Source organism: Arthrobacter sp. 'calajunan' (genome assembly GCF_046940185.1).
GTDB classification, from domain to species: domain Bacteria; phylum Actinomycetota; class Actinomycetes; order Actinomycetales; family Micrococcaceae; genus Glutamicibacter; species Glutamicibacter soli.
Genome location: NZ_JBKZDY010000002.1, coordinates 239,498 through 264,917 on the forward strand (window position 1 = coordinate 239,498; position 25,420 = coordinate 264,917).

Annotated in this window: 22 protein-coding genes; 5 read left to right on the plus strand and 17 right to left on the minus strand. The window is 65.4% G+C overall.

Annotation, left to right across the window (positions count from 1 at the left end; genetic code table 11):
• Positions 1 to 13: 13 nt before the first annotated feature.
• The 10 genes from RF641_RS03640 to RF641_RS03685 form a co-directional block, all read right to left on the minus strand.
• Positions 14 to 946: a 1-phosphofructokinase family hexose kinase gene (locus RF641_RS03640; RefSeq protein WP_113606708.1), complete on the minus strand. Its 933-nt coding sequence runs from the start codon at positions 944 to 946 to the stop codon at positions 14 to 16.
• A complete protein-coding gene (locus RF641_RS03645; protein WP_424572511.1) occupies positions 943 to 1,881 on the minus strand; it encodes an ROK family protein in 939 nt (312 codons plus the stop codon). Before RF641_RS03645 ends, RF641_RS03640 begins: the two co-directional genes overlap by 4 nt.
• 5 nt (positions 1,882 to 1,886) lie before the next feature.
• Positions 1,887 to 2,789 (minus strand): SIS domain-containing protein, encoded by a 903-nt coding sequence (locus RF641_RS03650; protein ID WP_424572512.1) that lies wholly within the window; start codon positions 2,787 to 2,789, stop codon positions 1,887 to 1,889.
• A gap of 275 nt (positions 2,790 to 3,064) precedes the next feature.
• Positions 3,065 to 3,562, minus strand: coding sequence for a thiol peroxidase (gene tpx, locus RF641_RS03655; RefSeq protein ID WP_047118554.1), 498 nt, complete (start codon positions 3,560 to 3,562; stop codon positions 3,065 to 3,067).
• 45 nt (positions 3,563 to 3,607) lie between these two features.
• Entirely contained in the window at positions 3,608 to 4,807 is a 1,200-nt protein-coding gene (gene hutI, locus RF641_RS03660) for an imidazolonepropionase (RefSeq protein ID WP_053797588.1), read from the minus strand.
• Complete coding sequence (locus tag RF641_RS03665) at positions 4,804 to 6,033, minus strand: formimidoylglutamate deiminase (RefSeq protein ID WP_424572513.1); 1,230 nt, start codon at positions 6,031 to 6,033, stop codon at positions 4,804 to 4,806. The genes hutI and RF641_RS03665 overlap by 4 nt, the downstream gene beginning before the upstream one ends.
• Entirely contained in the window at positions 6,030 to 7,313 is a 1,284-nt protein-coding gene (locus tag RF641_RS03670; RefSeq protein WP_424572514.1) for an allantoate amidohydrolase, read from the minus strand. The genes RF641_RS03665 and RF641_RS03670 overlap by 4 nt, the downstream gene beginning before the upstream one ends.
• Before the next feature lie 4 nt (positions 7,314 to 7,317).
• On the minus strand, positions 7,318 to 8,667 hold the full coding sequence (locus RF641_RS03675) for a YjiH family protein (protein WP_424572515.1): 1,350 nt from the start codon (positions 8,665 to 8,667) through the stop codon (positions 7,318 to 7,320).
• A 4-nt stretch (positions 8,668 to 8,671) separates the two neighbouring features.
• Entirely contained in the window at positions 8,672 to 10,351 is a 1,680-nt protein-coding gene (hutU, locus tag RF641_RS03680; protein ID WP_424572516.1) for a urocanate hydratase, read from the minus strand.
• Between the two features lie 212 nt (positions 10,352 to 10,563).
• Positions 10,564 to 11,403, minus strand: a complete 840-nt coding sequence (locus tag RF641_RS03685) for an IclR family transcriptional regulator (protein WP_424572517.1) — start codon at positions 11,401 to 11,403, stop codon at positions 10,564 to 10,566.
• Between the two features lie 203 nt (positions 11,404 to 11,606).
• Between RF641_RS03685 and RF641_RS03690 the strand changes: the two genes are divergently transcribed.
• The gene (locus tag RF641_RS03690; protein ID WP_082123826.1) at positions 11,607 to 12,224 is read left to right on the plus strand and encodes a HutD/Ves family protein; all 618 of its coding nucleotides are present in this window, start codon (positions 11,607 to 11,609) and stop codon (positions 12,222 to 12,224) included.
• 858 nt (positions 12,225 to 13,082) lie between these two features.
• Here the strand turns inward: RF641_RS03690 and RF641_RS03695 are convergent.
• From RF641_RS03695 to tdh, 6 genes are all read right to left on the minus strand, one after another.
• On the minus strand, positions 13,083 to 14,030 hold the full coding sequence (locus tag RF641_RS03695; protein ID WP_424572518.1) for a carbohydrate ABC transporter permease: 948 nt from the start codon (positions 14,028 to 14,030) through the stop codon (positions 13,083 to 13,085).
• A complete protein-coding gene (locus tag RF641_RS03700; RefSeq protein WP_424572519.1) occupies positions 14,027 to 15,166 on the minus strand; it encodes a carbohydrate ABC transporter permease in 1,140 nt (379 codons plus the stop codon). Before RF641_RS03700 ends, RF641_RS03695 begins: the two co-directional genes overlap by 4 nt.
• 68 nt (positions 15,167 to 15,234) lie before the next feature.
• Positions 15,235 to 16,593 (minus strand): ABC transporter substrate-binding protein, encoded by a 1,359-nt coding sequence (locus RF641_RS03705; RefSeq protein WP_047118546.1) that lies wholly within the window; start codon positions 16,591 to 16,593, stop codon positions 15,235 to 15,237.
• A 134-nt stretch (positions 16,594 to 16,727) separates the two neighbouring features.
• Positions 16,728 to 17,744, minus strand: coding sequence for a LacI family DNA-binding transcriptional regulator (locus RF641_RS03710; RefSeq protein ID WP_424572520.1), 1,017 nt, complete (start codon positions 17,742 to 17,744; stop codon positions 16,728 to 16,730).
• A 70-nt stretch (positions 17,745 to 17,814) separates the two neighbouring features.
• A complete protein-coding gene (locus RF641_RS03715) occupies positions 17,815 to 19,014 on the minus strand; it encodes a glycine C-acetyltransferase (protein WP_424572521.1) in 1,200 nt (399 codons plus the stop codon).
• A gap of 32 nt (positions 19,015 to 19,046) precedes the next feature.
• On the minus strand, positions 19,047 to 20,099 hold the full coding sequence (gene tdh, locus RF641_RS03720) for an L-threonine 3-dehydrogenase (RefSeq protein ID WP_424572522.1): 1,053 nt from the start codon (positions 20,097 to 20,099) through the stop codon (positions 19,047 to 19,049).
• A 134-nt stretch (positions 20,100 to 20,233) separates the two neighbouring features.
• On the opposite strand from tdh, the gene RF641_RS03725 reads away from it, so the two are divergent.
• The 4 genes from RF641_RS03725 to RF641_RS03740 all read left to right on the plus strand — a co-directional run bounded on the left by RF641_RS03725 (position 20,234) and on the right by RF641_RS03740 (position 24,137).
• Positions 20,234 to 21,139, plus strand: a complete 906-nt coding sequence (locus tag RF641_RS03725; protein WP_424572523.1) for a LysR family transcriptional regulator — start codon at positions 20,234 to 20,236, stop codon at positions 21,137 to 21,139.
• 229 nt (positions 21,140 to 21,368) lie between these two features.
• Complete coding sequence (locus RF641_RS03730) at positions 21,369 to 22,556, plus strand: MFS transporter (protein ID WP_424572524.1); 1,188 nt, start codon at positions 21,369 to 21,371, stop codon at positions 22,554 to 22,556.
• A 91-nt stretch (positions 22,557 to 22,647) separates the two neighbouring features.
• A complete protein-coding gene (locus RF641_RS03735; RefSeq protein ID WP_047118541.1) occupies positions 22,648 to 23,256 on the plus strand; it encodes a GNAT family N-acetyltransferase in 609 nt (202 codons plus the stop codon).
• A gap of 203 nt (positions 23,257 to 23,459) precedes the next feature.
• Positions 23,460 to 24,137, plus strand: coding sequence for an HAD family hydrolase (locus RF641_RS03740; protein WP_047118540.1), 678 nt, complete (start codon positions 23,460 to 23,462; stop codon positions 24,135 to 24,137).
• Between the two features lie 73 nt (positions 24,138 to 24,210).
• Here the strand turns inward: RF641_RS03740 and RF641_RS03745 are convergent, their stop codons facing one another.
• Entirely contained in the window at positions 24,211 to 25,392 is a 1,182-nt protein-coding gene (locus tag RF641_RS03745) for a Gfo/Idh/MocA family protein (RefSeq protein WP_424572525.1), read from the minus strand.
• Positions 25,393 to 25,420: the final 28 nt, after the last annotated feature.

Here is a 25,420-nt window from a genome sequence, read left to right on the forward strand (position 1 = left end):
GGAGTCTTCTCCTTTAGATGTCCTCGCCCTCGGGCAGGATGCGGTAGGTAACGTCGGCGAGCAGCGCTTCGTGCTTCGGGGACAGCGCGCCGGCGGTGGGCATGAGCACCGTGGAGGCGGACCAGGCCACGGCCCGGCGCAAGGTGGACTCGCGGTCCAGCGACGCCACGCTGCTGGACAGCAGCGCGGCCACGGCCGAGTCCCCGGCGCCGGTGGGGTTGCCGGTCAGCTTGCGCGGCAGCTTGGCATGGGCCACCAGCGGGGTCTCCCCGGTGAAGTGGTACAGCCCGTTTTCGCCGGCGCTGAGATAGATTTCCGCCGCGCCCCGCTCCAGCAGGTCCGCGGCCCCTTCGGCCAGCGAGTTCGCGCCGGTGGCGGCGAGCAGTTCGTGGTGGTTGGGTTTGAGCACCGCGCCGCAGGCCGCGGCGTCCAGCAGCAGCGGGCCGCTGGTGTCCACCACGGTGTAGACCTCCCGTTGCACGGCGGCCTTGATCAGCGCGCGCATGGTTTCGCGTTCGGTCCCCGGAGGCCAGGATCCGCAGATCGCCACCGCCCGGGCGCGCTCCAGCAGCCCCTGGTAGGCCTGCGTCAGCGACTCCCATTCGGCGGCATCCAGGGCGGATCCGGCCTCGTTGAAGATGGTGGTGGTGTCGGCCTCCGGGTCCACGAAGGCCATGGAGCGCCGGGTCGCCCCAGCCACGGGGACCGCGGTGAATACGATGCCGGCGGCGGACAGCTCGGCGGTGAGCTCCCGGCCCGAGGCGCCTCCGGCGGGGAACAGCGCGTGGACGGCGAAGTCCTGCGAGTGCAGCACCCTGGCGACGTTCAGGCCCTTGCCTCCGGCCTGGCTGTGGCTGCGCACCACCTTGTGGCTGGAGTCCACCGCGACCCCGGGGGCGCTGTAGGTTTCATCGATGGCCGGGTTCGGCGTCAGCGTGAGGATCATAGGGCGATGCGGGTCGAGCGTCCGGCCGCGTCCCGGGCGAGGATCATCGCGCCCTGCAGGCCGGCGTCGGCGCCCAGGTGCGCGGGGATCAGCCGCGGTTCGCGGTGGAAGGACAGCCTGCGGTGCAGGGATTCGCGCAGTTCGGCGAAGAACGACGGCCCGGCCTGGGCCATCCCTCCGCCCAGCACGATGCCCTCCGGGGCGACCGAGGAGCACAGCTGCGCCATGGTGAAGGTCAGCGCCTCGATGGCATCGTGGATGATGCCGGCGGCGATCTCGTCCCCGGCGGCCCGGGCGGCGAACACTTCCCTTGCTCCCCCGCGCTTGCCGGTGGCGGCGAGGTAGCGCTTGGCGATGGCGCCGGCGGAGCCCAGGGTTTCCAGGCAGCCGGTGGCGCCGCAGGCGCACGGCAGCCCGCCGGGCACCTGGGCGTGGCCCAGTTCCCCGGCGTATCCCCCGGCGCTGACCAGCCGTCCGTCGACCATCAGCGCGGTGGCGATGCCGGTGCCGATGACCATGACCACGGCGTTGCGGCGCAGCGCCGCGTCCTTGGCCCCGCTGCCCAGTTCCAGCTCGGCGCGCGCGGCCATGGCCACGTCGTGCCCAAAGCCGACCGGGATGCCAAGCGCCTTGGAGGCCATCGCCTGCAGCGGCGCGTCGCGCCAGCCCAGGTTGGCGGAGAAGATGCCGGTGCCGGTCTCCGGGTCGACCAGGCCGCAGACGGCCAGGCCCGCGGAAACCGGGGTGGTGCCGGAGTCGGCCGTCAGGCGGCGCGAGATTTCGCCGAGCTGGGTGACCAGTTCGGCGGCGGATTCCTCCGGTGCTGTTTTGCGGGTTGGTTCGCGCAGCACCTGGAGGATTTCGCCGTTGGTGTTGGCCAGCCCCGCCTTGATGTCGGTGCCTCCGACGTCAAAGAGCAGGAAATGTTCACTCATGGCCTTTAGCCTTCCAGGATGACCGATCGGGTCAGGTTGCGTGGGCTATCCGGATCGAGATTGCGCGCGCGAGCCCGGTCCAGGGTCACCCGGTGGATGTATGCGAGGTCGGCCAGCGGATGGCGGTCCTCGTTCACGTAGATCGCGCCGGTGCGAGTCACGTCGGCGTCCAGGCCTTCGGGCTGGGCGCCAAGCATCCACGTTACCCGGTTTGGCGCGGCGATGGAGATCGGGCCGTGGCGGTAGTCCATGGCCGGGTAGGCCTCGGTCCAGCCCTGCACGGCTTCGCGCATCTTCAGCGCGGCCTCGTGGGCCAGTCCCACGGACAGCCCGCGGCCCAGGAAGGTGAACTGCTCGGCGTCCAGCAGTTCCTGCGGGGTGGCGGAGTTCACCAGCTGTTGCGCCTGCGCGATGGCCGGCTCCAGGTCCTCGCCGACGCTTGAAAGCAGGTAGGCCAGCGCGGTGGTGGCGAAGCGGGTCTGCACCACCGACTGCTCGTCCGCGTAGGGCAGCTCCACCACTGCGTCGACCTGCTGCACGATCGGCGAGCTGGTGTCGCCGATTACGGCGACGGTGCGGAGGCTGCCGTCCAGCTCGGTCAGCAGTTGCAGCACCTCGGAGGTGGTGCCGGAGCGGGTGATGGCCACCAGCACGTCGTAGTCGCGGGTGGCGATGCGCGCCTCGGAGGCGGCGAAGGAGTCGGTGATGCCGTGGCCGGCGGCTTCGCGGGCGGCGGCGTAGGCTTCGGCCATAAACCAGGAAGTGCCGCAGCCGACGACCGCGACCTTGGCGCCCTTGGTCGGAAGCAGGTCTTCGGACTGCTGCTGGGCGATGGCGCGGCGCCACATCTCTGGCTGGGAAACCAGCTCCCGCTCCATGTGCGCACCCAGGACTGACTGCTCGCTCATCGATAATCTCCCTTGCTCATTCACAGTGAAACCGTTTGACTACTCAGTGAAACGTGACTGATGTTTTGTGATTCTTTTTCGCTCATAACAATCATAAGCAATCTACAAAGAGTATAGGGATAGAAGTGCGTCTTGAGAATCCCCTGACGCAAAGTCGTTGGGGAATCTTGGACAGCGGGTCCGGGCGAATACAAAAATGGCGTCTTCGCCGACCACAGGTCGGCAAAGACGCCATTGGGCAATCACCTCAGCGGCGCACGGCCGCCGGCTGATTGCTAGTTCAGGACTGCGATAGCTGCATCGTAGTCAGGTTCGGTGGTGATCTCCGGGACCACCTGGGTGTAGATGACCTTGCCCGACTCGTCCAGCACGACAACCGAGCGTGCCAGCAGGCCGGCCAGCGGGCCGTCGATCTGGGTGACACCGTAGTCGGAGCCGAAGTCCGAGCGGAACACGGAGCCGGATACGACGTTCTCGATGCCTTCGGCACCGCAGAAGCGGGCCATGGCGAATGGCAGGTCGGCGGAGACGCACACCACGGTGGTGTTCTCCAGGCCGGCGGCTAGTTCATTGAAGCGGCGGACGCTGGCTGCGCACACACCGGTGTCAACCGATGGGAAGATGTTCAGCACCACGCGGCGGCCGGCCAGCGACTCGCTGGTGACGTCGGCCAAGCCGGTGTCGGTCAGGGTGAAGGCGGGAGCCTGCGAGCCTACGGCCGGCAGGTCGCCAATGGTCTGGACAGGGGTACCTTTGAATGCAGTGTTAGCCATACACCTTGTTTACCACGAAGGTGCCCGGCATCACTAGCTGGCGCGCTAGAACCTGCCCGAGGCAAGCTCGCCGGCGCGGAAAACCGGACCGGAGAGGTTCATGCCGGGGCGGTAGGCCAGGTGCGCCACGGACGGGGCGTTCAGCAGCTGGATGTCAGCCCGCTTGCCCACCTCCAGGCTTCCCACCCGGTCCTGCACGCCCAGCGCCAGCGCACCGCCGTAGGTGGCTGCCACGATGGCTTCCTCGATGCTCAGGTGCATCTGTAGCACCGCGGTGCTGACGCAGAAGGCCATGGATGAGGTGTAGGAGGTTCCCGGGTTGCAGTTCGACGCCAAGGCGATCTGCACCCCGGCGTCGATCAACTCGCGGCCCGGGGCGAAGGGCATACGCGTGGACAGGTCGCAGGCTGGCAGGCAGGTGGCCACGGTTCCCGCGGTACCGGCACGGGACTGGGCATCCCAGTCCGCCCAGGATCCGGCGAGCGCCGCGACGTCCTGTTCGTCCAGGAAGTTCACGTGGTCGACGCTGGCCGCGCCGAATTCAACGGCCAGCTTGGTACCGGGGCCCGGGCCCAGCTGGTTGCCGTGCACGCGCAGGCCGAGCCCGGCGTCCTTCCCGGCGGCGAGCACCTGGCGCGACTGGGCCTCGTTGAACGCGCCGCGTTCGCAGAACACGTCAGCGAACTGCACAAAGGGCAGCACGCGTTCCAGCATCTCTCCGCAGACCAGGTCCGTGTATTCCTGGGCATCCATGTCCGCGGGAACCAGGTGGGCGCCAAGGAATGTCACCTGGTCGACAACCGTGGAGGCGATACGCGCATGGCGCGCTTCCTCCTCGACGTTCAACCCGTAGCCGGTTTTGGTTTCCAGGTAGGTGGTGCCTCCGGCCAGGGCTTCGGCGGCCCGTCCCATGACCAGCCGGGTCAGGTCGTAGTCAGTGGTGGCGCGGGTTGCCTTGGTGGTCACCGCGATGCCGCCGGCGGCGTAGTCCTGGCCCGCCATGCGGGCCACGAACTCGCGGCTGCGGTCCCCGGCGAACACCAGGTGGCTGTGCGAATCCACCCAGCCCGGCAGCGCTGCGCGCTGACCGGCGTTGATGACGGTGTCGGCTTCCGGGGCCTGCCCGGCTTCGCCAATCCAGGCGATGTCCTGGCCCTCGATGAGGATGGCGGCGTTCTCGACCAGGGTGTGCGCCGCGTCCGAGATGAAGGCCTCGGAGATGTTGGTGATCAGTGTGCTGCTCATGAAAACTCCGGATACTTGTCGAAGAATGCCGCGTACAGGTCCGCCGGGTCCCCCAGCGTGGTGTGCAGGCCATTGCTGGCTACCAGCTTGCCATTGACGTGGACCTGCGCGATATCTGCGGCGGTGGCGCTCAGCGGCAGCTGGGCGGTGCGCGACCCGGAGGTGCGCATGGTGTCGGTGCGCACCACGAGGTGGTCCTCGTTCTCCGCCAGACCCAGTGAGCGCAGACCGCCCTCGCGGGCGGCGGCGGAGATTTCCGCCGGGGAGAAGCGCCCGCGTTGCCCGCTGCGCAGCCGCTCGCCGTGTTCAAGGGCGCGCTGCTCCAGATAGGGGTCCAGCACCGCGTGCTGGTCGCTGCCCAGTGAAATCACGGCGCCGGCGTCCGCCAGTTCGCGGGCCGGTCCGATCCCGTCGCCCAGGTCCGCCTCGGTGGTGGGGCACATGACGATGCCCGCGCCGGCGGCGCCCAGCGCGGCGATGTCCGCATCGCTCAGGTGGGTGGCGTGCACTGCCGAGAGCCGCGGGGCCAGCAGGCCGTGGCGTTCAAGCAGCCCGGTCGGGCTCAGCCCGAAGGCCGCCTGGCAGGACGCGTTCTCGGCCGGCTGCTCGGACAGGTGCACATGCAGCGGCAAGGCAGGGTCCAGCCCGGCGGCGATGGCTTCCAGCTGGGCCGGCGGCACCGCGCGCACCGAGTGGATGGCGGCTCCCAGGCTCAGCAGCCCTTCCCCTGCGTCCAGCTCGGCCAGGGCCTCGCGCAGCCGCGCGTGGCGGGCCAGCCAGCCGGCGGCGTCCCCGTCGGTGAAGCGCCGCTGGGTTTTGTTCAGCTCGATGGCGTTGCCCAGGGCGTCCAGCCCGCCCTGCAGGTAGCAGGTGTCCAGCAGGACCAGGCGGATGCCCGCGGCCTTCGCCGCGCGGCCCAGCGCGAGCTCCATGCCGTGCTCATCTGTCCCGGCGTAGGGTGCACCGGTCGCGTCGTGGTGCAGGTAGTGGAACTCCCCCACCGCGCTGTAGCCGTTGACGACCATTTCCGCGAAGACCGCGGTGGCCAGCTGCTCGTAGCCGGCCGGGGTGAGCCCGGCGGCGGCGGCGTACATCTGTTCGCGCCAGGTCCAGAAGTTCCCGGCTCCGCCGTTTTCCCCCTGGTGGGTGCGGCCGCGCAGGATCCGGTGGAAGGCGTGCGAGTGCGCGTTGACCGGCGCCGGAACGGTAGTGGTTTTTCCGCTCACAGCAGGTCCTCCAGGGCATCGGCCAGGGCCAGCACGCCGGCCTCGGCATCGGCGTCTTCCACGTATTCTTCCGGCGAGTGGCTGATGCCCGAAGGGTTGCGCACGTACAGCATGCCGGTGGGCAGGTAGGCGGCCAGCACGCCGGCGTCGTGGCCGGCGCCGGTGGGCAGCGCCGGGGCGTCGGGGACCAGTCGGTGCACGGAGCGTTCCAGCGAGGCGCTCAGCGCGGCGTCGAAGTGCACGGTGCCGGAGAGCGATTCCTCGGTCAGCACCACGGAGCAGCCCTCGAAGGCGGCGATCTTCTGCGCCTGGCCGTGGATCTTCTCCACCAGCAGGGCGGTGACCGCGTCGTCCGGGTGGCGCACGTCCAGCCAGATGTCCACGCGGGAGGCGATCACGTTGGTGCCGCCGGGCACCGGCTCCAGCCGGCCCACCGTGGCGCGGGCGTCGGGCTGCGCCGTGGCGATCTCACGGACCTTCAGCACCAGCTGGGCTGCGGCCACCATCGGATCGGCGCGGTCGATCATCAAGGTGGTGCCGGCGTGGTTGCCCTGGCCGCTGAAGCTCAGCCGCCAGCGGCCGTGGCCAAGGATGGAGCTGCCCACCGCGACGGCCGGCCCGCGGCCGGCGGCGTCGGTGTATTGTTCGGTGTTCAGCCCGCGGCCCTGCTCCACATGCAGCTCGATGAAGTCGCCGATCCGGGCCAGGGCCTTCTCGTCGCGGCCCATGCGCGCCGGGTCCAGCCCGTTGGCGGCGGCGATGTCAGCGAAGGTATTGCCCTCCGCGTCGCGCAGGTTCAGTGCCTTCACCGGGTCGATGGCGCCGCTGAGCAGCCGGGAACCCAGGCAGGCCACTCCGAAGCGCGAGCCTTCCTCCTCCGGGAAGACGGCCAGCGCCAGGGCACGGTTTCGCACCAGTTCGCCGGAGGCTTCCCGGTCGGCCAGCACGTCATAGGCGGCCAGCGCGCTGGCCACGCCCAGCGGGCCGTCGAAGGCGCCGCCGCCGGGCACGGAGTCCAGGTGGGAGCCGGTGACCAGCGAACCCTTGCGCGAGGCGTCGTCCCCGGCGGACCCAGGAAGATCCCACCAAGCCCAGATGATGCCGTTGGCATCCGTGGACACCTCCAGCCCACGCACGGAGGCTTCGGCAATGAACCACTGGCGCAGCGTAATCTCGGCGTCCGAGTAGACTGGGCGCGAGTAGCCGCCGCGCTTGGCGTCGCGGCCCTCGCCGCTGATCGCGGCTAGCAGGGAATTTACGCCGTGTGTAGGCATCGTCATGGTCCTATCTGCCCACCATCAGGTAGGCGATCGGGGTGGTGATCAGCAGGGTCAGGGCGACACGCTGCGCCCAGATGACCAGCAGATGCCATACCTTGATGGGAATGCGGGTTGCGAGGATGCAGGGCACCAGGGCGGAGAAGAAAATGATCGCCGACACGCAGACTACCGCAATGACCAGGCGCAGCGCGTCGGATTCGTGCCCGGCGACGATGGTCGCCGGAAGGAACATCTCCGCGATGCCCACCGAGGAGGCCTTGGCCGCCAGCAGCGGGTCGGGCAGGCCCAGCGCCCAGGTGATCGGCAGGAACAGGTAGCCCAGCCAGTCGAAAACCGGGGTGAAGCGGGCCAGCACCAGGCCGATCAGGCCCACGGAGAGGATGGAGGGAAGGATGGCCATGGCCATCAGGATCCCGTCCTTGAAATTCTCGCGGATGTTCGCCCCGAGTTTCGGGGCGTTGCCCAGCATGCCCATCGCTTCCTTCCACGCCGTGGCGAAGCGCCGGCTGGTGACCTTGGCTTCCGGCTGCGGCGTGGATACCGGGAAGTACTCATCCGGGATGCGGCTGAGCGGCGGGATGCGCACGGCAATCGCGGTCACCAGGAAGGTGACTCCGAAGGCCAGGAAGAAGTACGGCAGCCACAGGTGCATGATGTCCAGGGTCTTGGCCACGATCACCATGAATGTCACCGAGACGGTGGAGAAGCCCGTGGCGATGATGGCCGCCTCGCGCCCGGTGTACCGGCCGGCCTGGTACATGCGGTCGGTGATCAGCAGGCCCAGCGAATAGCTGCCTACGAAGGAGGCCACCGCGTCGATGGCCGAGCGGCCCGGGGTCCGCCAGACGGGGCGCATGACCGGTTGTACCAGCACCCCAACGAACTCCATCAGGCCGTAGCCCACCAGCAGGGCCAGGAAGACGGCGCCGATTGGAACGATCATCCCTACCGGGATCACCAGCTTGTTGAACAGGAAGGGTCCCATGTCCGGGTCGAAGAGCCAGGCCGGGCCCACGTTGAACACCAACGCGATGCCCGTGGCCAGTCCCAGCACGTTCAGGAACGCGAACAGCGTCTTGAGCCGTGATTCCTTCCACCGTCCGGTCGCGAAGGGATAGATGGTCCCTGCGAGGATCACTCCCAGGATCAGGTACTTCACGGCCGGACCCAGCAGGCCGGTAATCCAGCCCACCAGGTGGTCCAGCGGAATGGTCTCCTTGCCCCCGATATTCACGGGGATGAAGAACATGAAGATCCCGATCAGGGAGTAGACGAAGAATCGCCAGGCTCCGCGCGGGCCCCCGTCCTTGCGTTCGCGTTCTACAAGCCGTCCAATGGCGCCGTCGTTCGACATGTCGCTACTCCGCCATCGGGATGCGCACGCCGCGCTCGTTGGCAACCTCGACCGCGCGCTCGTAGCCTGCATCCACGTGCCGGATGACACCCATGCCCGGGTCGTTGGTCAGCAGCGCTTCGAGCTTGGCCGCTGCCAGCTCGGTGCCATCGGCCACCGAGACCTGGCCGGCGTGGATGGAGCGGCCAATGCCGACTCCGCCGCCGTGGTGCAGCGAAACCCAGCTGGCGCCGGAGGACACCGCGGTCATGGCGTTGAGCAGCGGCCAGTCGGCAATCGCGTCTGAGCCGTCCTTCATGGCTTCGGTTTCGCGGTACGGGGAGGCTACCGAACCGGAATCCAGATGGTCGCGGCCGATCACGATCGGTGCGGAGATTTTGCCCTCGGCGACCAGCTTGTTGAACAGCAGGCCGGCCTTGTGGCGCTCGCCGTAGCCCAGCCAGCAGATGCGGGCGGGAAGACCCTCGAATTCAACGTGCTCGGCGGCCGCATCGAGCCAGCGGCGCAGGTGCTCGTTCTGGGGGAAGAGCTCCTTGAGCGCCTCGTCGGTGACGCGGATATCCTCCGGATCGCCGGACAGGGCCACCCAGCGGAACGGGCCAAGGCCCTCGCAGAACAGCGGGCGGATGTAAGCCGGAACGAAGCCCGGGAATTCGAAGGCCCGCATGTAGCCGCCCTTGCGTGCCTCGTCGCGGATCGAGTTGCCGTAGTCGAAGACCTCGGCGCCGATGTCCTGGAAGCCGACCATGGCTTCGACTTGGGCGGCCATGGCGGCCTGGGCCTTCTTGGTGAAGCCGATTTCGTCGGCCTTCGCCTCGGCGTCCCACTGCTCCACGGTGTATTCCACCGGAAGGTAGGACAGCGGGTCGTGGGCCGAGGTCTGGTCGGTGACGATGTCGATGGAGATCTCGTCGGCCTTCTGGCGGCGCAGCAGTTCAGGGAAGACCTCGGCGGCGTTGCCGACGTAGCCCACGGACAGTGCGCGGCCTTCGTTCTTGGCTGCGGTGACCTTGGCGACGGCCGCGTCCAGGTCCAGCTCCACGTCGTCCAGGTAGCGCTTGCCCATGCGGCGGCGCAGGCGGTCCTCGGAGACGTCAACGATCAGGCAGGCGCCGCCGTTGAGGGTGACGGCCAGCGGCTGGGCGCCGCCCATGCCGCCGCAGCCGCCGGTCAGGGTCAAGGTGCCGGCCAGGGTGCCGTTGAATCGCTTGACACCGATGGCGGCGAAGGTCTCGTAGGTGCCTTGCAGGATGCCCTGGGTGCCGATGTAGATCCAGGAACCGGCGGTCATCTGGCCGTACATCATCAGGCCCTCGGCCTCGAGCTTGCGGAACTCGGGCCAGGTGGCCCAGTCGCCCACCAGGTTCGAGTTGGCGATCAGCACGCGCGGCGCCCACTTGTTGGTCTTGAACACGCCGACCGGCTTGCCGGACTGGACCAGCAGGGTCTCATCCTCTTCAAGATCGGTCAGGGTCTTGATAATGGCGTCGTAGGCTTCCCAGGAGCGGGCGGCGCGGCCGGTGCCGCCGTAGACCACTAGGTCTTCGGGACGCTCGGCGACCTCCGGGTCGAGGTTGTTCATCAGCATGCGCAGCGGGGCTTCGGTGGCCCAGGACTTGGCGGTGAGGGTGGTGCCGCGAGGTGCGCGGATGACCCGTGACGGGTCGTGCTGGGTGAAGCTCATCGAAATTCCTTCGTTCGTAATAATGAAGACGCAGGTTGGTGTTCTGCGGCCCGTTGCTTGATTTCCATCCAAGCATTCATACGAGCGGAAATGTGCCCTGAGGCACACTAATCAGTCTGGGATACGAGACTTTGATGCGATGTGGGCAGGAATCTTCTGATTTGCCGGACGGGGCGGTCCTTGCGCGGGGCGTCACCGCTGACAAGTTCGTCTTAACTGGCCGGACGTAGGCGGCGGGAAATTTCGGTTGCTGTTCTGGTCACCTCGGGAAGCCACTGGGACACCAGGTCTTCCAAGTGCACCGTTCTCTCTGCCGCGAGCCCGGGCGATGCGCTGCGGGCCGAAACCGCTTTGCCGGCTTTCGCCCTGTTGGCGATGGTCAGAGTCACGCTGGCAACTGCGTGCCCCGCGTGGTCCTTTACGGGGACGGCGATGGACGAGAACCCTTCGGTCACTTCGTCCTGTTCCCAGGAGTAACCCACCTCGCGAATTTGGGCCAGAAGTTCTTTGAGCGCTTCGACGGAATGAACTCCGGTCTCGTATCTCGTGGGAAAGGCTTCCGGGCCCGGGTACAGGGCCGCCAGCTGATCCGCAGAAAATGTCGCCAGCATGGCTCGCCCGCTGGCGGTGAGATGGGCCGGCAGCCTCACCCCGGGGTTGGTGACAAGTTCAGCTTGTCTTTTGGCACGCTCCTCAATGACGTAGATGACGTCGCGGCCGTGCATGATGGCCAGGTGCGCCGTGCGCTTGGTCCGTTCAACAAGCCGCTGCATCGGGAACCGCGCGATCCGTTGCAATGGTGCTTGCCTGGAATACCCCGTACCCAGTTCATGGGCGGTCACACCCAGCGCGTATTTGCGTTCCTCGGGCAGGTGGACTACAAATCCGTCATCGATTAATGCGGCCAGCAGGTGGTAGGTCGTCGACCGGGGCAATCCGACATCCCTGATGATCGTGCCCGCGCCGACAGGGCCCGCCTGTGCCGCGATATAACGCAGCACCGAGAGAACATTTTTTGCGGCCGGCACCTGCGGATGGTTGTTTTTCCCCATGCGCTGATCCTATGCGCATAGAAGGGGCTCCGCGCCTCCCCTGGCCTTGGGGCCCACCGGCGAGCGGCTCGGCGTCCCATTGGTTGTTCCAGTTGGTTCCAGCGGCGGCAGCGCACGGTGTTGCTCCCGTGCACGGCAAATTGTAGCTAGCTCAATAAGTGTCAGGGCCCGCATTCACGAGTCCGGACGATTAGGCTCGAACCATGAGCCAAAGCAATGCCTCGCTGTCCACCGGAACTCAGATCCAGCTTTCTTCAAGCCCCAAGAAACCGTGGGGAGCAGCCCAGGGGCAGATCCGGGAAATCGCCAAGGGCATCCTGGCCGATGACGGATCACTGGCCACTGCTCCGGAAGGCGGTTGGGACTGGCGGATTTCGGTCGCATCCATCGAGAAAGCCGGGGACTTCACGCCCTACGACGGTTGCGAACGCACCCTCACGGTCATCGCCGGGGAGCTGCTTGAACTCACCGTCGACGACGCCTCGCAGGCGCTGGAGATCTACCGTCCCTTCAAGTTCCCCGGCGCGGCGGCCACCTCCGCGGCGCTGCCCACCGGGGAGATCCTGGCGCTGAACCTCATCACCCGCAACGGCAAGGTACGCGGCAACGTGCGCATCGTGGAGCTGTCGAAGAAACGTGAACAGCACCTGTTCGGCTCCCAGTTCGGGGTGCTGCTGCAGGGCAAGGCCAGCGTCCTGCGCGAGAACTCCGAGTCGGCGCTGGAGCTTCGCGACACCGTGATCGGCGGCGAAGAGGATTCGCCGCGCATCAGCGGCCGCGGCTTCATGGCGGTCATCTCACTGGATCTCACAGATGAATAAGTCCTCATACCCCGGACCTGAGCAAAGCCCCTTGAGCAGAACAAAAATCTGGTCGCGGGGCCTTTTAAAGCTTGGATCAAAAAAAGAGCACCGGTCTGATTTGTCCCCCAAAGTTGGAACGAGCACCGTGAAAACAAACCGATGAGGGAACAAACCGGGTAGACGAGATGACTTGGCAGAGACCCCGGCACTCCGACCGGGGTGAATGGCTTGGAATCGAAGCCGGTCCCATGGCCATCTTTGGAGCCCCGACCCGCGACGAGGCCCTAGCTGTGGTCAAAGCCCGGGCATTGGCGAAGCTGCACAAAACTCGGGACTGCCGCGAAGGATCCCACCGGTCCTCGAATCTTCACGTACGTTCATTCGCGAAATCGCCCGGGGAAACCTGGCCATTGCAGCCGCAGGAGACTTCATGGGTTTTGCCTTCTGATCCCTGCGGTTCCGGGCAGACCCATGCCCACTGACAAATCAGAATGCGAAGTTCACCGTTACCGAGCTAGCTGGTTTTCGATCGGGTCAATGCAAGGCCACCAGTCCCGTAGTACTTTCCGGACAAACGCCTCGCGGCTTCCGCGGCGTGATCCGCACCGAGTGCCAGGCGCTAGCAAGAATCGGGCAATGTGGTGAGGCGAGTCGGCACTGGAATCACGCAGTTTCCCAGAACAGTTCCGATTGCGTCGTCAATCAGAAGCTACGCGTTATTCGGAAAGCGCATCCATTGTCAGATCCTGCTGCGCTCCGGGATTCCAGACGCAGCTTGCCAGCATCCGGCTAATTGACCAATGCCTAGCTCCCCGGGCAAATGCCAAATGCATCGGGGAGCCGAGGGCCGAGTGCGCTGATGCAATCCACGTTGTCTCAACCCTTGGTGGCGCCAGCCAACAATCCGCGCACGAAGAACCGCTGCAGCGCGAAGAAAACGGCCAGCGGAATGATCATCGAGATGAAAGCGCCTGCGGTGAGCAGCTCCCATGATTGCCCGTAGGTACCCGAGAGGTCCTGGAGCGCCTTGGTAATCGGCAATTCTCCACCCGAGGTGAAGACCGTTGCCACCAGCAGGTCATTCCATACCCAGAGGAACTGGAATATTCCGAAGGAAGCTATGGCCGGCATCGACAAGGGCAGGACGATTTTCGAGAAGATCTTCCCGTGCCCGGCGCCGTCTACGCGCGCGGCCTCGATAACCTCATCCGGGATCTCCGAAATGAAGTTGTGCAACATGAAGATCGCCAAAGGCAAGGCGAAGATCGTGTGGGCGATCCAGACCTTGGCGTAGGCGCCGTCCAATCCGTTGACTCCCAAACCGGGCAGGATGTATAGCCCGCCAATTTTCACGCCGTCCGAGAAGAGCTGGAGCAGCGGAACCAGCGCCATCTGGATTGGAACGATCTGCAGTGCGAAAACCAGCACGAAGAGCGTATTGCGTCCCTTGAAGTTGATCCAGGCAAAAGCGTAGGCTGCCAAGCTGGCAATCAGGATCGGCACAATGGCCGCCGGGATGGTGATGACCAGCGAATTCAGGAAGGCCTTGGACAGCGGAAGGCTGTCACCGGAGGCAAAGGCCTGCGCGTAGTTATCCAGCGTGAACGACGGGTTGGACAGGGCCGTCCACCAGCCCGAGGTCTTGATGTCGTCAGCCTGCCTGAAGGAGGAGACGAACAGCCCAAAGGTGGGGACGGTCCACACTGCGGCAATGATGAACGCCGCAATCGTGGCTCCGCGGGAGGTGGTGGCTTTACGCAGTTTCCCGCTGGTTCTCTCGGTGGCAGCCATCAGGCGCCGAGAGGATTCGCCCACGGTGCTCATCGCATTACCCCTTGCTTCCTATGCTGTCGGACGTTGTAGATGATGATCGGCAGTACCAAGATGAACAGGATGACGGCCAGGGCCGAGCTGTATCCGGTGCGTGCCCCAAGCTGGAACTGGCGCACCATTTCGTAGGCCAGGACGGTCGTATCCGAGCGGCCGCCGGTCATCGATGAGACGATGTCGAAGACCTTGAGCGAGGCAATGGAAATGGTGGTCAATACGACGATAACCGTGGAACGAATCCCCGGCAGGGTGACATTGGCGAAGCGCTGCCATGGGCTGGCTCCGTCAAGGGCCGCTGCTTCCAATTGCTCAGCGGGCACGCCCTTGATGGCCGCGGACAGGATGACCATGGCGAATCCCGCCTGTGTCCAGATCAAGATGACCACCAGGAACAACGTGTTCCACGGTTCAAGCCCGAGCCAGTCGACCGGCTTGGCGCCGAATGCCGTGATGATCGCGTTGAGCACGCCGATTTGATCGCCCTGGCGAACGTCGTAGAAGAATTTGAAGATAATCGAAGCGCCCACGAAGGAAATCGCCATGGGCATGAATACCAGAAGCTTGAAGTACTTCTCGCCGCGGCTCTTGTCGATGAAGACCGCATAGGCCAATCCGATGATGGTGGAGACCACGGGCGCCACCAGAACCCAGATCAGGGTGTTGAGCAGTGCGGTCAGGCCATCGGGGCTGGTGAACACCCAGCGGAAATTGCCCAGGCCCACGAAGCCCGACCCGTCATTGGCCATGAAGGCGCTGATGGCGGTGCGGATCGTGGGGTAGATCAATCCGATCGCGAGCAGCAGCATGGCCGGAGCCAGGAAGCCGGACAGCTGCAGCAGCGAGCCGGCTCCGGATCGCGAGCGCCGGTCCACGAAGAACAGCACCGCGCCGAGCACCGCGGCCAGCGCGGCCACCCACATCACCGAGTTGTACAGGCCCAGTACCAGCAGGATCGCCACAGGAACCACGACCGCGGCGAGAAAACGCACCACGGTAAATGCTCGTCCGCCATTGGTCGCTACCTCGACAAAGCCGAGGATCGCCCCGATCAGGATCGCGAAGGCAAGCAGCACCACCGGCACCTGGATCAGCGGCGGGACGCCGGCAAGCCATTGGAAGAATTCGGACATGGCCTCAGGCTCCTGTAATCTCGCCAACGGCCGGGGTTCCCGGCCGTTGGCGGCTGGCAAGGTGGTGACTAGGAGTCATAACCGGACTGGATGTTTTCAAGCACTTCCTTGGTCGGTTTGCCGTCGATCCAGTCCACCAGGCCCTTCCAGAAGGAGTCGGAGCCGACGCTCTTGGGCATCAGATCAGAACCGTCGAAGCGGAAGGTGGTGTTCGGATCCTGTAGCAGTTCAACGGCGGAGCGCAGCAGGTCGCTGCTGGCGTTCGCTGGATCAAGTCCGGAGTTGGCGGAGATCACGCCGCCGAGTGAGACTCGGCTATTGGCCCAATCCGCGCTGGCCAAGTATTCCTGGACCTTGGCGGTCTCTTCATCGTTGGAGAAGGCTGCCACGAATTCGCCGCCGCCGACGATGGATACCGGGTCATCGGCCTTGACTGGCGGGGCGACGAAGGCCCAGACATCTCCGTCAGGTGCCACGGTGGCCTTCTCGCCATCGGCGTTCTTGGAATCCAGTACATATCCTTCCAGGAAGGAGGCCTGGTGGGTCAGCGGGCAGGTTCCCTTGGCCACTGCAGTACCGACATCGCCGAAGGCGGTGGCGTTGATCGACTTCACATCGCCATATCCGGCGTTGACCTGCTCGGGGTCAAGCAGGATCTTTCCAACGGAATCGAAGGCGCTGGCAATTTCTGGCGAGGTGAATTCCAGCTCGCCGGCTACCCACTTGTCATAGGCCTCGGGTCCGGACTGGCGCAGCACCGCGTCTTCAATCCAGTCGGTGCCCGGCCATCCCGATGCCTCGCCCGAAGCGAATCCGGCGCACCAGGCCGGCTCATCGGTCTTCTTTGAGATTTCGGCGCCCAGTGCGGTCATCTCATCCCAGGTCTGAGGCACGCTCACACCCCACTGCTCGAACTGCTTGGGCGAGTACCAGATGTAGCCCTTGACGCTGGCCATCAGCGGCACGCCGTACTGCACACCATCGACCTTGCCGTAGTTCTGCCAATCCTCGGACCAGTTGTTCTGCAGCTGGGACTGCACTGCTTCGGGCAGCTGCTGCACCTTGCCCTGGGCCACGGTGGCCTGCAGCAGGCCGGGCTGCGGGAAGACTGCCAAATCCGGGGTGTCGCCGCCTTGGACCTTGATCCCGATCTGGGATTCGAAGTTCTTGTCGCCGGTGTAGCGGATCTTGATGCCGTTCTCCTCGGACCACTTGGCCCACGACTTTTCCAGCAATTCCGCTTCAAGGCCGGTGACCGGACCATAGATGTCGACGACCCCGTCGGCTTGGCCCACCTGGGCGGCCGCGCCGCCGGAGGCGTTGGGGTCATTGGGGTCTGCTCCGCCCGAGCAACCGGCCAGGAGCATGCCGATGGCTGCCATCGAGATAACCGGCGCGAGCTTCAGCCTGCGTTGTGCTTTCTTCATGATGCCCTCCACGTTGACTAGTACCTTGCCGAGTGAAGCGGCCTGGCACGAATGATCCCCTCAATAGTGACGCAGGTCATCGACGCGCGTCAACACCTATGCGGGAACAGCGTGGAGAATTTGGCGTGGAACTGTCAGCGCGGTGCCGGGCCGGTGCTGTCGCGGACCGTCATCAGCGGCGCGATGAGCTGTTGCACGGTGCCCTGGGAACTGCCTTCGATTTTCTGCACCAGTGCGTCGACCGCCGCATGGGAAACGACCTCCCCCGGCGGTGCCACCGTGGTCAGTGCCGGGGCAACCATTTCGGCCGATCGATCACCGACACCCAGTGCAATCACCGAGAGGTTTTCGGGGATGCGCAACGATGCCATGCCCGCGGCGTTGACGAATCCAGCGGTGGCGAATTCCTTGAGCGCCAGCACCGCAGTAGGGCGCGGGTGCAGGTCCAGATAGGCGTCCAGCGCCGCGCGGCCGCCGCGCGCGTTGTTTTCCACCGGCACCTCCCGCATCGACATGCCTTGGACGCGCACGGCATCCGAGATGGCACGGGCCGTGCGGATGGCCGGGCCGTTGCCGGCGTCCTGGTCTTCCACGGAGACGTTGATGTACATGATGGATTGGTGGCCGAGGCCTGCCAGGTAGTCCACCGCCATGCGCCCGGCCTCGGCAAAATCATTATCGACATAGGACAGGTCAGCGCTGTCATCGGGCCGGCCAATGGAAGCGAAAGGTATGCCCGCGCGCCGCAAGACATCGAAGCGCGGGTCATTGATCGACACTTCCATGAGCAGCACCCCGGCCACCAGCTTCTGCCCGACCAAGCTTTCCAATCCCATGACATCGGTCATCGGATTGGACCACAACAGCATGTGGTAGCCCAGCGCGCGGGCACGCTCCATGGCGGCGGTGACGTATTCGAACTCGGTGGAAGAATAGCCGTCCACGCTGGTAGGAAAGTGCAGGGCAAGGATCCCCCGGCGCGACCCGGCCAGGCCCTGGGCAAAGGCATCCGGGGTGTAGCTCAGCTCCCGCATGGCCGCCAGGACCCTGGCCTTGGTCGCCTCGGAAATGGTGCGCCGGCCGCTGATCACGTAGGACACGGTACTGGGAGATACGCCGGCCAAGCGCGCCACCTCATCCCTGGTAGCCATGAGCCCTCCGCCTTTGGTTATGCCAACTCGTCATCCCTATTGAAACACGGCGCCGGGCCAACCGAGCTGGTCAGCGGCTGGCGACGAAGGCCTGCACGCAAGCCTCGATGTCCTCGGCCGAGTGGGCGGCGGAGAGCTGCACGCGGATGCGCGCTGCGCCCTTCGGAACCACCGGGAAGCTGAAGGCGGTCACGTAGACGCCGTGCTCCAGCATCTTGCCTGCCACCTCTGCGGCCTTGACCGCATCCCCGAACATGACCGGGACGATGGCGTGCTCCCCGTCCAGCAGGTCGAAGCCTTCCTCGCTCATGCGGCGGCGGAAGAGCGCTGCGTTGGCGAAGAGCTTCTCGCGCAGCTCGCCGGAGCCCTCCACGAGCTCCAGCGCCTTCAACGTCGCCGCCACGATGGCCGGGGCCAGCGAGTTGGAGAACAGGTACGGGCGGGCCTTCTGGCGCAGCATCGCAACGATTTCGCCGCGGCCGGACACGTAGCCGCCCGAGGCGCCGCCCAGCGCCTTGCCGAAGGTGCCTGTGTAGATGTCCACGCGGTCCGAAACCCCGGCATGCTCCGGGGTGCCGGCGCCGGTGGCGCCCATGAAGCCCACGGCGTGCGAGTCGTCCACCATGACCAGCGCGTTGTACTGCTCGGCCAAGTCGCAGATGGCTTCCAGCGGGGCGATGTAGCCGTCCATGGAGAAGATGCCGTCGGTGACGATGATGGTGCGCCGTGCCCCGGCCCCGTCGTTCATGGCGGCCGCGGCCTGCAGCTGGACTTCCAGGTCTGCCATGTCCTGGTTGGCGTAGCGGAAGCGGGCGGCCTTGGACAGGCGGATGCCGTCAATGATCGAGGCGTGGTTCAGCGCATCGGAGATAATGGCGTCTTCCGGGCCGAACAGCGACTCGAAGACGCCGCCGTTGGCGTCGAAGCAGCTGGAGAACAAGATGGTGTCCTCGGTGCCCAGGAATTTGGAGACGGCGGACTCCAGTTCCAGGTGCAGGTCCTGGGTGCCGCAGATGAAGCGGACCGAAGCCATGCCGAAGCCGCGCTCGTCCATGGCCTGCTTGGCGGCCTCGATGATGCGCGGGTCGTCGGCCAGCCCCAGGTAGTTGTTGGCGCAGAAGTTCAGCACCTTGCGGGAGTCCTGGCCCAGCGAGCCGGCCAGGATGGACGCGGACTGCGCCGAGTCGATGTGGCGTTCGGCCTTGAACAGGCCCGCGGTGCGCAGCTCATCCAGTTCCCCGGCAAGCTGTTCCTTGAGGTCGGTATACATTCCCAATTACTCCTTGTTGATCCGAGCGATTCTTAGCTGCTGAAGACTGTCCAGTCCAGCACGACCTTGCCTCCGTGGCCGCCACGGGCTGCCTCGAAGCCCTGCCGCCATTCGCTGGCCGGCAGGAAATCGGTGACGACCGAGGAGATGCGCTCGCGCATCAGCTCGGAGCTGGTGAGCATGGCGCTCATGGCATACCAGGTTTCGAACATTTCGCGGCCGTAGATGCCGCGCAGGGTCAGCATGTGGGTGACGACCTTGCCCCAGTTGATGTCGATGGACTCGCTGGGCAGGCCGAGCATGCAGATCTTGCCGCCGTGGTTCATGTTCTCGATCATTTCCGGCAGCGCGGTCTTGTGACCGGACATCTCCATGCCGTAGTCGAAGCCTTCGATCATGCCCAGCTCGCCCTGGGCGTCCTTGATACGCTGCTTGGCGACGTTGACCGCCAGGTCCACGCCCATGGTCTTGGCCAGCTCCAGACGCTGCTCGGAGATGTCGGTGATGGCGATCTTGCGGGCGCCGATGTGGCGGGCCACTGCGGCGGCCATCAGGCCGATCGGTCCGGCGCCGGTGATCAGTACGTCTTCGCCGACCATCGGGAACTGCAAGGCGGTGTGCACGGCATTGCCGAAGGGGTCGAAGATGGCGCCCAGCAGCGGGGTGATGCGTTCGTCGCGGTGCACGTAGACGTTGCTCTCCGGGATGGAGACGAATTCTGCGAAGGCGCCGTCGCGCTGCACGCCGACGGAGCTGACGTTGATGCACATGTGCTTGCGGCCGGCGCGGCAGTTGCGGCAAAGCCCGCACACCACGTGGCCTTCGCCGGAGACGCGGTCCCCGACCTTGACGTTATGCACGAAGTCGCCCACCTCGACAACCTCGCCGTAGAACTCGTGGCCCGGGACCAGCGGGGTGTTGATCATGGCCTTGGCGGCTTCGTCATAGGCTTCGATGTGCAGGTCGGTGCCGCAGATGCCGGTGGTCATGACGCGGATCTTGACGTCGTGGACGCCTACTTCCGGCTCCGGACGTTCAACGAGTTCCAAACCGGCGTGTGGTCCGGACTTGTACAAGGCTTTCATCAGGGATTCCTTTGATCAAGAAGCTGCGTCATGAGCACGAATGGTGGGATCAGTTCAAGTGTCGCACCGACCAAGCACGGATGACACCTTAGTTGATCATCGAAATACTGATCTGACGATTTAGTATTTACTTCATGGAATTACATCAGCTGAGAATCCTGCGCGAATTGGAGGACCTGGGAAGCGTCAACGCCGTAGCCAAGGCACTCTACGTCTCCCCCTCGGCCGTTTCCCAGCATCTGGCCCAGCTCCAGCGCAATTTCGCGGCACCATTGACCATGAAGGACGGCCGGCGCCTGGTTCTGACCGCCGAAGGCAGGCTGCTGGCTTCGGCCGCGGCGCAGGTCGCCTCGACCCTGGCCGAGGCTTCGGCGAAGATCCAGGCGCAGGATCAGGACCGGCAGACCCCCGTCAAGGTCGCAGGATTCCATTCCATCGGCCAGACGATCTTCGCCCCGCTGCTGACGTGGACGGAGCGCTCGCTGCCACCCCTGAGGTTTTCCGACGAAGATGTCTCGCAACAGGACTTCCCTGCGCTGACATCCGCCTACGACCTGGTGCTGGCGCACCGCATGCCCCACACCGCGCCGTGGCCGCAAAACCATGTGGCAGTCATCCCGCTGGCCTTCGAGCCCTTGGATATCGCGCTGCACCGGGATCACCCGCTGGCAGCGTTCGAAGAGCTCTCTCCGGAACAGGTGATCGGCGAGCGCTGGGTTGTGTCGAGATCCGGCTACTCCCCTGCCGACGTCTTGGAAACGATTGCCGCCCTGGCCGGCCGTGCACCGACGGTCGAGCATCGGGTCAACGACTACGCCACCGCAGGGTCGCTGATCGAGGCCAGCGGCTGCCTCGGGATCCTGCCTCGCTATACCGCGCGGAAATCCCTGGACGACACGGTGACTTTACGACCAATCAAAGACCTTTCAGCAGGTCGACAAATCGACGTCTTGATCCGCGCGGAGCATCTTTATCGAGAGCCCGTCGTGGCTGTCGTTGAAGCGATCCGGCAGACCATCCAAGAGCTTGTCGGAGGATAGCTTCACGCGTACATGCAGCCCGAGGTGAATGCACATGTTCAAGAGCTCCTCGCGCTCTGGATTCGACGAATTCAGCGCGCGCTGGGGGCTCTGAGGAAATCCACTGCGACGGACCTGCTTGGCGAACGCCGCCGATGGCCCGTGCCACGCCGATTTCCTTCGCGTAACGTGCCAAGAATTCATCCGTTTCCTCTCGTCCACGCCAATCCACCATGGTTACGCTGGGTGCGTGGTTGATCAGAAGGGCGGATTGGGTCCGCTGTACTTGGCGGGATTCACGACGGCATTCGGCGCCCACGGCGTTGCTGCTGCGCTGGGCACCGAAACGGAGAATCTCGGGCTGGCCTTTGCCACGCTCGGCTTGATCCTGGCGACATATGACATCGCCGAGGTGATCCTGAAACCCGTCTTCGGCACGCTAAGCGACCGGGTCGGCGTGAAGCCGGTAATCGTGGGAGGACTGCTGGTTTTCGCGGCGGCCTCGCTGCTCGGCGTCTTCGCCGCATCACCGTTGCTGCTCGCCCTAGCGAGGCTGGCCCAAGGTGCGGCCGCCGCAGGCTTCTCCCCCGCTTCTTCCTCGGCCGTTGCCCGGCTGGTGGGGCCTTTTCTCGCTGGACGCTACTTTGGCAAATACGGTTCGTGGAAGGGGCTCGGGTATGCCGGCGGCCCGCTGCTCGGAGCGGCCCTCATCACGTGGGCGGGCTTGCCGGCACTGTTCCTGGTGCTGGCTGGGCTCTCACTGGTCGCATCCCTGTGGACGGCCATCTCAATGCCTTCCGTGCCGGTCCTGCCGAAACACTGTTCCACGCTGGCAGATATTGTGAAACAATCCACGGCGCCGGCATTCCTCGGACCAGTACTCCTGTTGGCCGTTGCCACCGCGGTTTTGGGCGTCGCGGTGGGTTTCATCCCGTTGCTAGCAGCCCGACTCGGTGCTGACCCGATCATCGGCATGGGCGCTGTCAGCATCCTCGCCGTCATATCTGCCCTCGTGCAACCTCTGACCGGACGGATCCACGATTCTGCCCCGCAACGGGTCAATACCCTGATATCCGCCGGCGCAGCACTGCTGCTTGCCGCAGTAGCTCTGCTCGCGGTGGTCCCGTCCCTGCCGGTGATTCTGCTTGGCGCCGCGGCAATCGGCCTCGGGGTCGGGCTGATTACGCCACTAGGATTTGCCCGACTCGCCGCAACCACGCCGCCAGAACGCATGGGGCGCACCATGGGCAGCGCCGAGCTCGGGCGGGAGGTCGGAGATGCCGGGGGCCCGATCCTCGTGGGGCTGGTGGCCGGGGCGGCGACGCTGCCCTTGGGCCTGGGCGCACTAGCAGTCGCCTGCGCGGTGGCGGCGGCAGGCGGGGCAATAATGATGCGCTCACCGGCTTCGTCTGCGGATCATCCGAAGGGCACCGAATGAACCGGTCCCCGGTCCGGCGTTTGCCTTCCGCCCGGGAGAACGTAGACGCGCAGGGGTGCCGCAGAGATTTCTCAGCACGTACAGTATTCGCATGAAAATCCTTGACCCCGTCACCCTGCGCGGCACCCATGTCACCCTCGAGCCGCTGTCCATGGACCACCATGACGATCTGGTACAGGCAGCCAGCGACGGCGAACTGTGGAACCTCTGGTATACCTCGGTACCGCGTCCCGGAGACATGCGCGAAGAAATCCGCAAGCGCCTGGCGAGGCAGTCGGAAGGCTCAATGCTGGCCTTCACCACCCGACTCAATGATCCCGCTACCGGATTGCCCGGCAGGATTATAGGCATGACCACCTACTGCGGCATCGACCTCGGACTGCCCCGCGTGGAGATCGGCTACACCTGGAACGCCGCCAGCACCCACGGTTCAGGGGCCAATGCCGAGAGCAAGCGCCTGTTGCTGGGCTACGCCTTTGAAACGCTGGGCTGCGAAGTCGTGGTGTTCTGCACGCACTGGATGAATTTCCAGTCGCGCATGGCCATCAGCCGCTTGGGCGCCAAGCAGGACGGAGTGTTGCGGGCCCATTGTCGGATGCCGGACGGATCGCTGCGCGACACCGTGGTCTTCTCGATCTTGAAGACGGAGTGGCCGCAGGTGCGCAACGAACTGGACCGCCGAATCGCCGCCTATTCGTAAGGTTCCGCTCCATCCATCGCAGGCCGGAACAAAACAGCGGCCGGAGCGGAGGCAAGTGGGCTGGCGCTGATGGAACAGCGTGGTGCCCGGGAACAAACTAATCTTGTTCTAGGCGGCGGCGAATGCCCGCTGCCCCAGTGTTGCTCCTGCAATCCGCGGTCAAACACTCTCCACGTCTTCTAATCGAATGGGAATCCCACGCCTTGCAGCAGAAATTCTCCGCCGTCCTCTTCGACTGCGACGGGGTCCTGGTGGACTCCGAGCTCATCACCAACTCCGTCCTGCGGGACATCCTGCGGGAAAACTGCTGGGAGATCAGCATGGAAGAGAGCATCAAGATCTTCATCGGCAAGGCGCTGAAGGACCAGTGGGAACCGATCTACCAGCACACAGGGGTACGCATCGACGATGCCTGGCTGGCGCAGTTCCGGGCCCGGCGCGACCAGGCGCTGCGCACGCAGCTGCGCCCGGTGGAAGGGTCCGCCCAGGCCGTGGCGGCGGTCGCCAGCGTCTACGGCTCGAAGATCGCCTGCGTCACCGGCGCGGACCGCGCCAAGGTGGAAATGCAGCTGGAACTGACCGGGCTCGACCAGTATTTCGGCGACCGGGTGTTCAGCGGCATGGAGTTCCCGCGCAGCAAGCCGGCCCCGGACGTGTACCTCGCGGCCGCCACAGCGCTGGGCATAGATCCCCGAGAGGCGCTGGTCATCGAGGACACCGCCACGGGCGTGACTGCCGGAGTCGGCGCCGGGGCGACGGTCTACGGATATTCCTCCGGCGGTCCGACCAGCACCGACCCCGAGTCACTGCGCCAGGCCGGTGCCAGCAGGATCTTCACCCACATGGACCAGCTGGCGGAACTGGCCATAGAGGTCGAGTAGCACGACGGGCCAAAACGACAACGCAGGGCTCGGTGAACCGTCCGGTTCACCGAGCCCTGCGGTCATTTTCCGGCTATTTGACTGCTTCGGCCTGCTGGCCGGCTTCGAAGTAGCGCACCACGTCCTGGTCCGGGGAAGGGATCTGCAGCGTCTGCCCCTGATCGCGCAGCGAGCGGGCGCCCAGGTCCCCCACGGCCACCGCTGCGCGGGCCGCCAGCGGTGAGGTCTCGGTGGCTCCCCCTTCACGGGCGAAACGCAGGAATTCGGCGATCAGGTTCGGGTCCGCGCCGCCGTGCCCTTCCTCGTCGCCGTGAATTTCCACCTTCACATCCGGTTCGGCGAAACCGTGGGTGGTGCGGGTGTTCCAGACATGGATGAAGTCTCCCGGTCCGTCGCCGAAATTCTCCAGCCGCCCCTCGGTGCCGATCACCGTGTAGTTGCGCCAGTAGTCGGGGGTGAAGTGGCACTGCTGGTAGGAGGCGAGCACTCCGTTGTCCAGCTTCATTTGCACCATGGATAGGTCTTCAACGTCCAGGTTCGGGTTCAGGTCGCGCTGTTCGGCAGGAGGCCAGTTCTCCAGGGAGAACCAGTCGCGCATGCGCCGGTCGGCATTGTCCCGGCGGTCCTGTACCCCGCCGTAGACGGCAAGTGCCCCGACTCCGGAGACCTGGGTGCTGTAGCCCCCGGCCAGCCAGTGGATCACGTCGATGTCATGGGCGCCCTTCTGCAGCAGCAGGGTGTTGGCGTAGCGGCGTTCGGCGTGCCAGTCCTTGAAGTAGTAGTCCCCGCCGTTGCCCACGAAGTGCCGGCACCACACGGCCTTGACCTCGCCGATGGCACCCGAGTCGATCAGCTGCTTCATCTGCCAGATCACGGGCATGTGGCGCATGTTGTGGCCCACGTACAACCGGGTTCCGGTGCGCTGCGCGGTGGCCAGGATGTCATCTGCCGCCTCCAACGTGATGTCCAGCGGCTTTTCCACGAAGGTGGGGATGCCCGCCTCCAGGGTGCGGACCGCCACCTCGCGGTGCGTGAAATCAGGGGTGAGCACCAGGACCGCGTCGAGGTCAGCTGCCAGCAGCTCGTCCAGCTCGGCGGTGATCAGCGCCTCGGGCAGGGCCTGCGCGGCATCGGCACGGCCGCGTTCGCTGATGTCGCACACCATGCTCACCACGCTGCCCTCGCCGGGGCGCTGCAGATAGCGGTGCAGGGAAGCACGCAGGCCGAAGCCTACGATTCCAACTTTAAGATCCATGGGAATTCTCCTTGTCGTCACCTGTCGG

Bases quoted from the DNA above. Each gene is read 5' to 3' on its own strand.
- RF641_RS03640 (WP_113606708.1), bottom strand. From the start codon at position 946: ATGATCCTCACGCTGACGCCGAACCCGGCCATCGATGAAACCTACAGC.
- RF641_RS03645 (WP_424572511.1), bottom strand. From the start codon at position 1,881: ATGAGTGAACATTTCCTGCTCTTTGACGTCGGAGGCACCGACATCAAG.
- RF641_RS03650 (WP_424572512.1), bottom strand. From the start codon at position 2,789: ATGAGCGAGCAGTCAGTCCTGGGTGCGCACATGGAGCGGGAGCTGGTT.
- tpx (WP_047118554.1), bottom strand. From the start codon at position 3,562: ATGGCTAACACTGCATTCAAAGGTACCCCTGTCCAGACCATTGGCGAC.
- hutI (WP_053797588.1), bottom strand. From the start codon at position 4,807: ATGAGCAGCACACTGATCACCAACATCTCCGAGGCCTTCATCTCGGAC.
- RF641_RS03670 (WP_424572514.1), bottom strand. From the start codon at position 7,313: ATGACGATGCCTACACACGGCGTAAATTCCCTGCTAGCCGCGATCAGC.
- RF641_RS03675 (WP_424572515.1), bottom strand. From the start codon at position 8,667: ATGTCGAACGACGGCGCCATTGGACGGCTTGTAGAACGCGAACGCAAG.
- hutU (WP_424572516.1), bottom strand. From the start codon at position 10,351: ATGAGCTTCACCCAGCACGACCCGTCACGGGTCATCCGCGCACCTCGC.
- RF641_RS03685 (WP_424572517.1), bottom strand. From the start codon at position 11,403: ATGGGGAAAAACAACCATCCGCAGGTGCCGGCCGCAAAAAATGTTCTC.
- RF641_RS03690 (WP_082123826.1), top strand. From the start codon at position 11,607: ATGAGCCAAAGCAATGCCTCGCTGTCCACCGGAACTCAGATCCAGCTT.
- RF641_RS03695 (WP_424572518.1), bottom strand. From the start codon at position 14,030: ATGAGCACCGTGGGCGAATCCTCTCGGCGCCTGATGGCTGCCACCGAG.
- RF641_RS03700 (WP_424572519.1), bottom strand. From the start codon at position 15,166: ATGTCCGAATTCTTCCAATGGCTTGCCGGCGTCCCGCCGCTGATCCAG.
- RF641_RS03705 (WP_047118546.1), bottom strand. From the start codon at position 16,593: ATGAAGAAAGCACAACGCAGGCTGAAGCTCGCGCCGGTTATCTCGATG.
- RF641_RS03710 (WP_424572520.1), bottom strand. From the start codon at position 17,744: ATGGCTACCAGGGATGAGGTGGCGCGCTTGGCCGGCGTATCTCCCAGT.
- RF641_RS03715 (WP_424572521.1), bottom strand. From the start codon at position 19,014: ATGTATACCGACCTCAAGGAACAGCTTGCCGGGGAACTGGATGAGCTG.
- tdh (WP_424572522.1), bottom strand. From the start codon at position 20,099: ATGAAAGCCTTGTACAAGTCCGGACCACACGCCGGTTTGGAACTCGTT.
- RF641_RS03725 (WP_424572523.1), top strand. From the start codon at position 20,234: ATGGAATTACATCAGCTGAGAATCCTGCGCGAATTGGAGGACCTGGGA.
- RF641_RS03735 (WP_047118541.1), top strand. From the start codon at position 22,648: ATGAAAATCCTTGACCCCGTCACCCTGCGCGGCACCCATGTCACCCTC.
- RF641_RS03745 (WP_424572525.1), bottom strand. From the start codon at position 25,392: ATGGATCTTAAAGTTGGAATCGTAGGCTTCGGCCTGCGTGCTTCCCTG.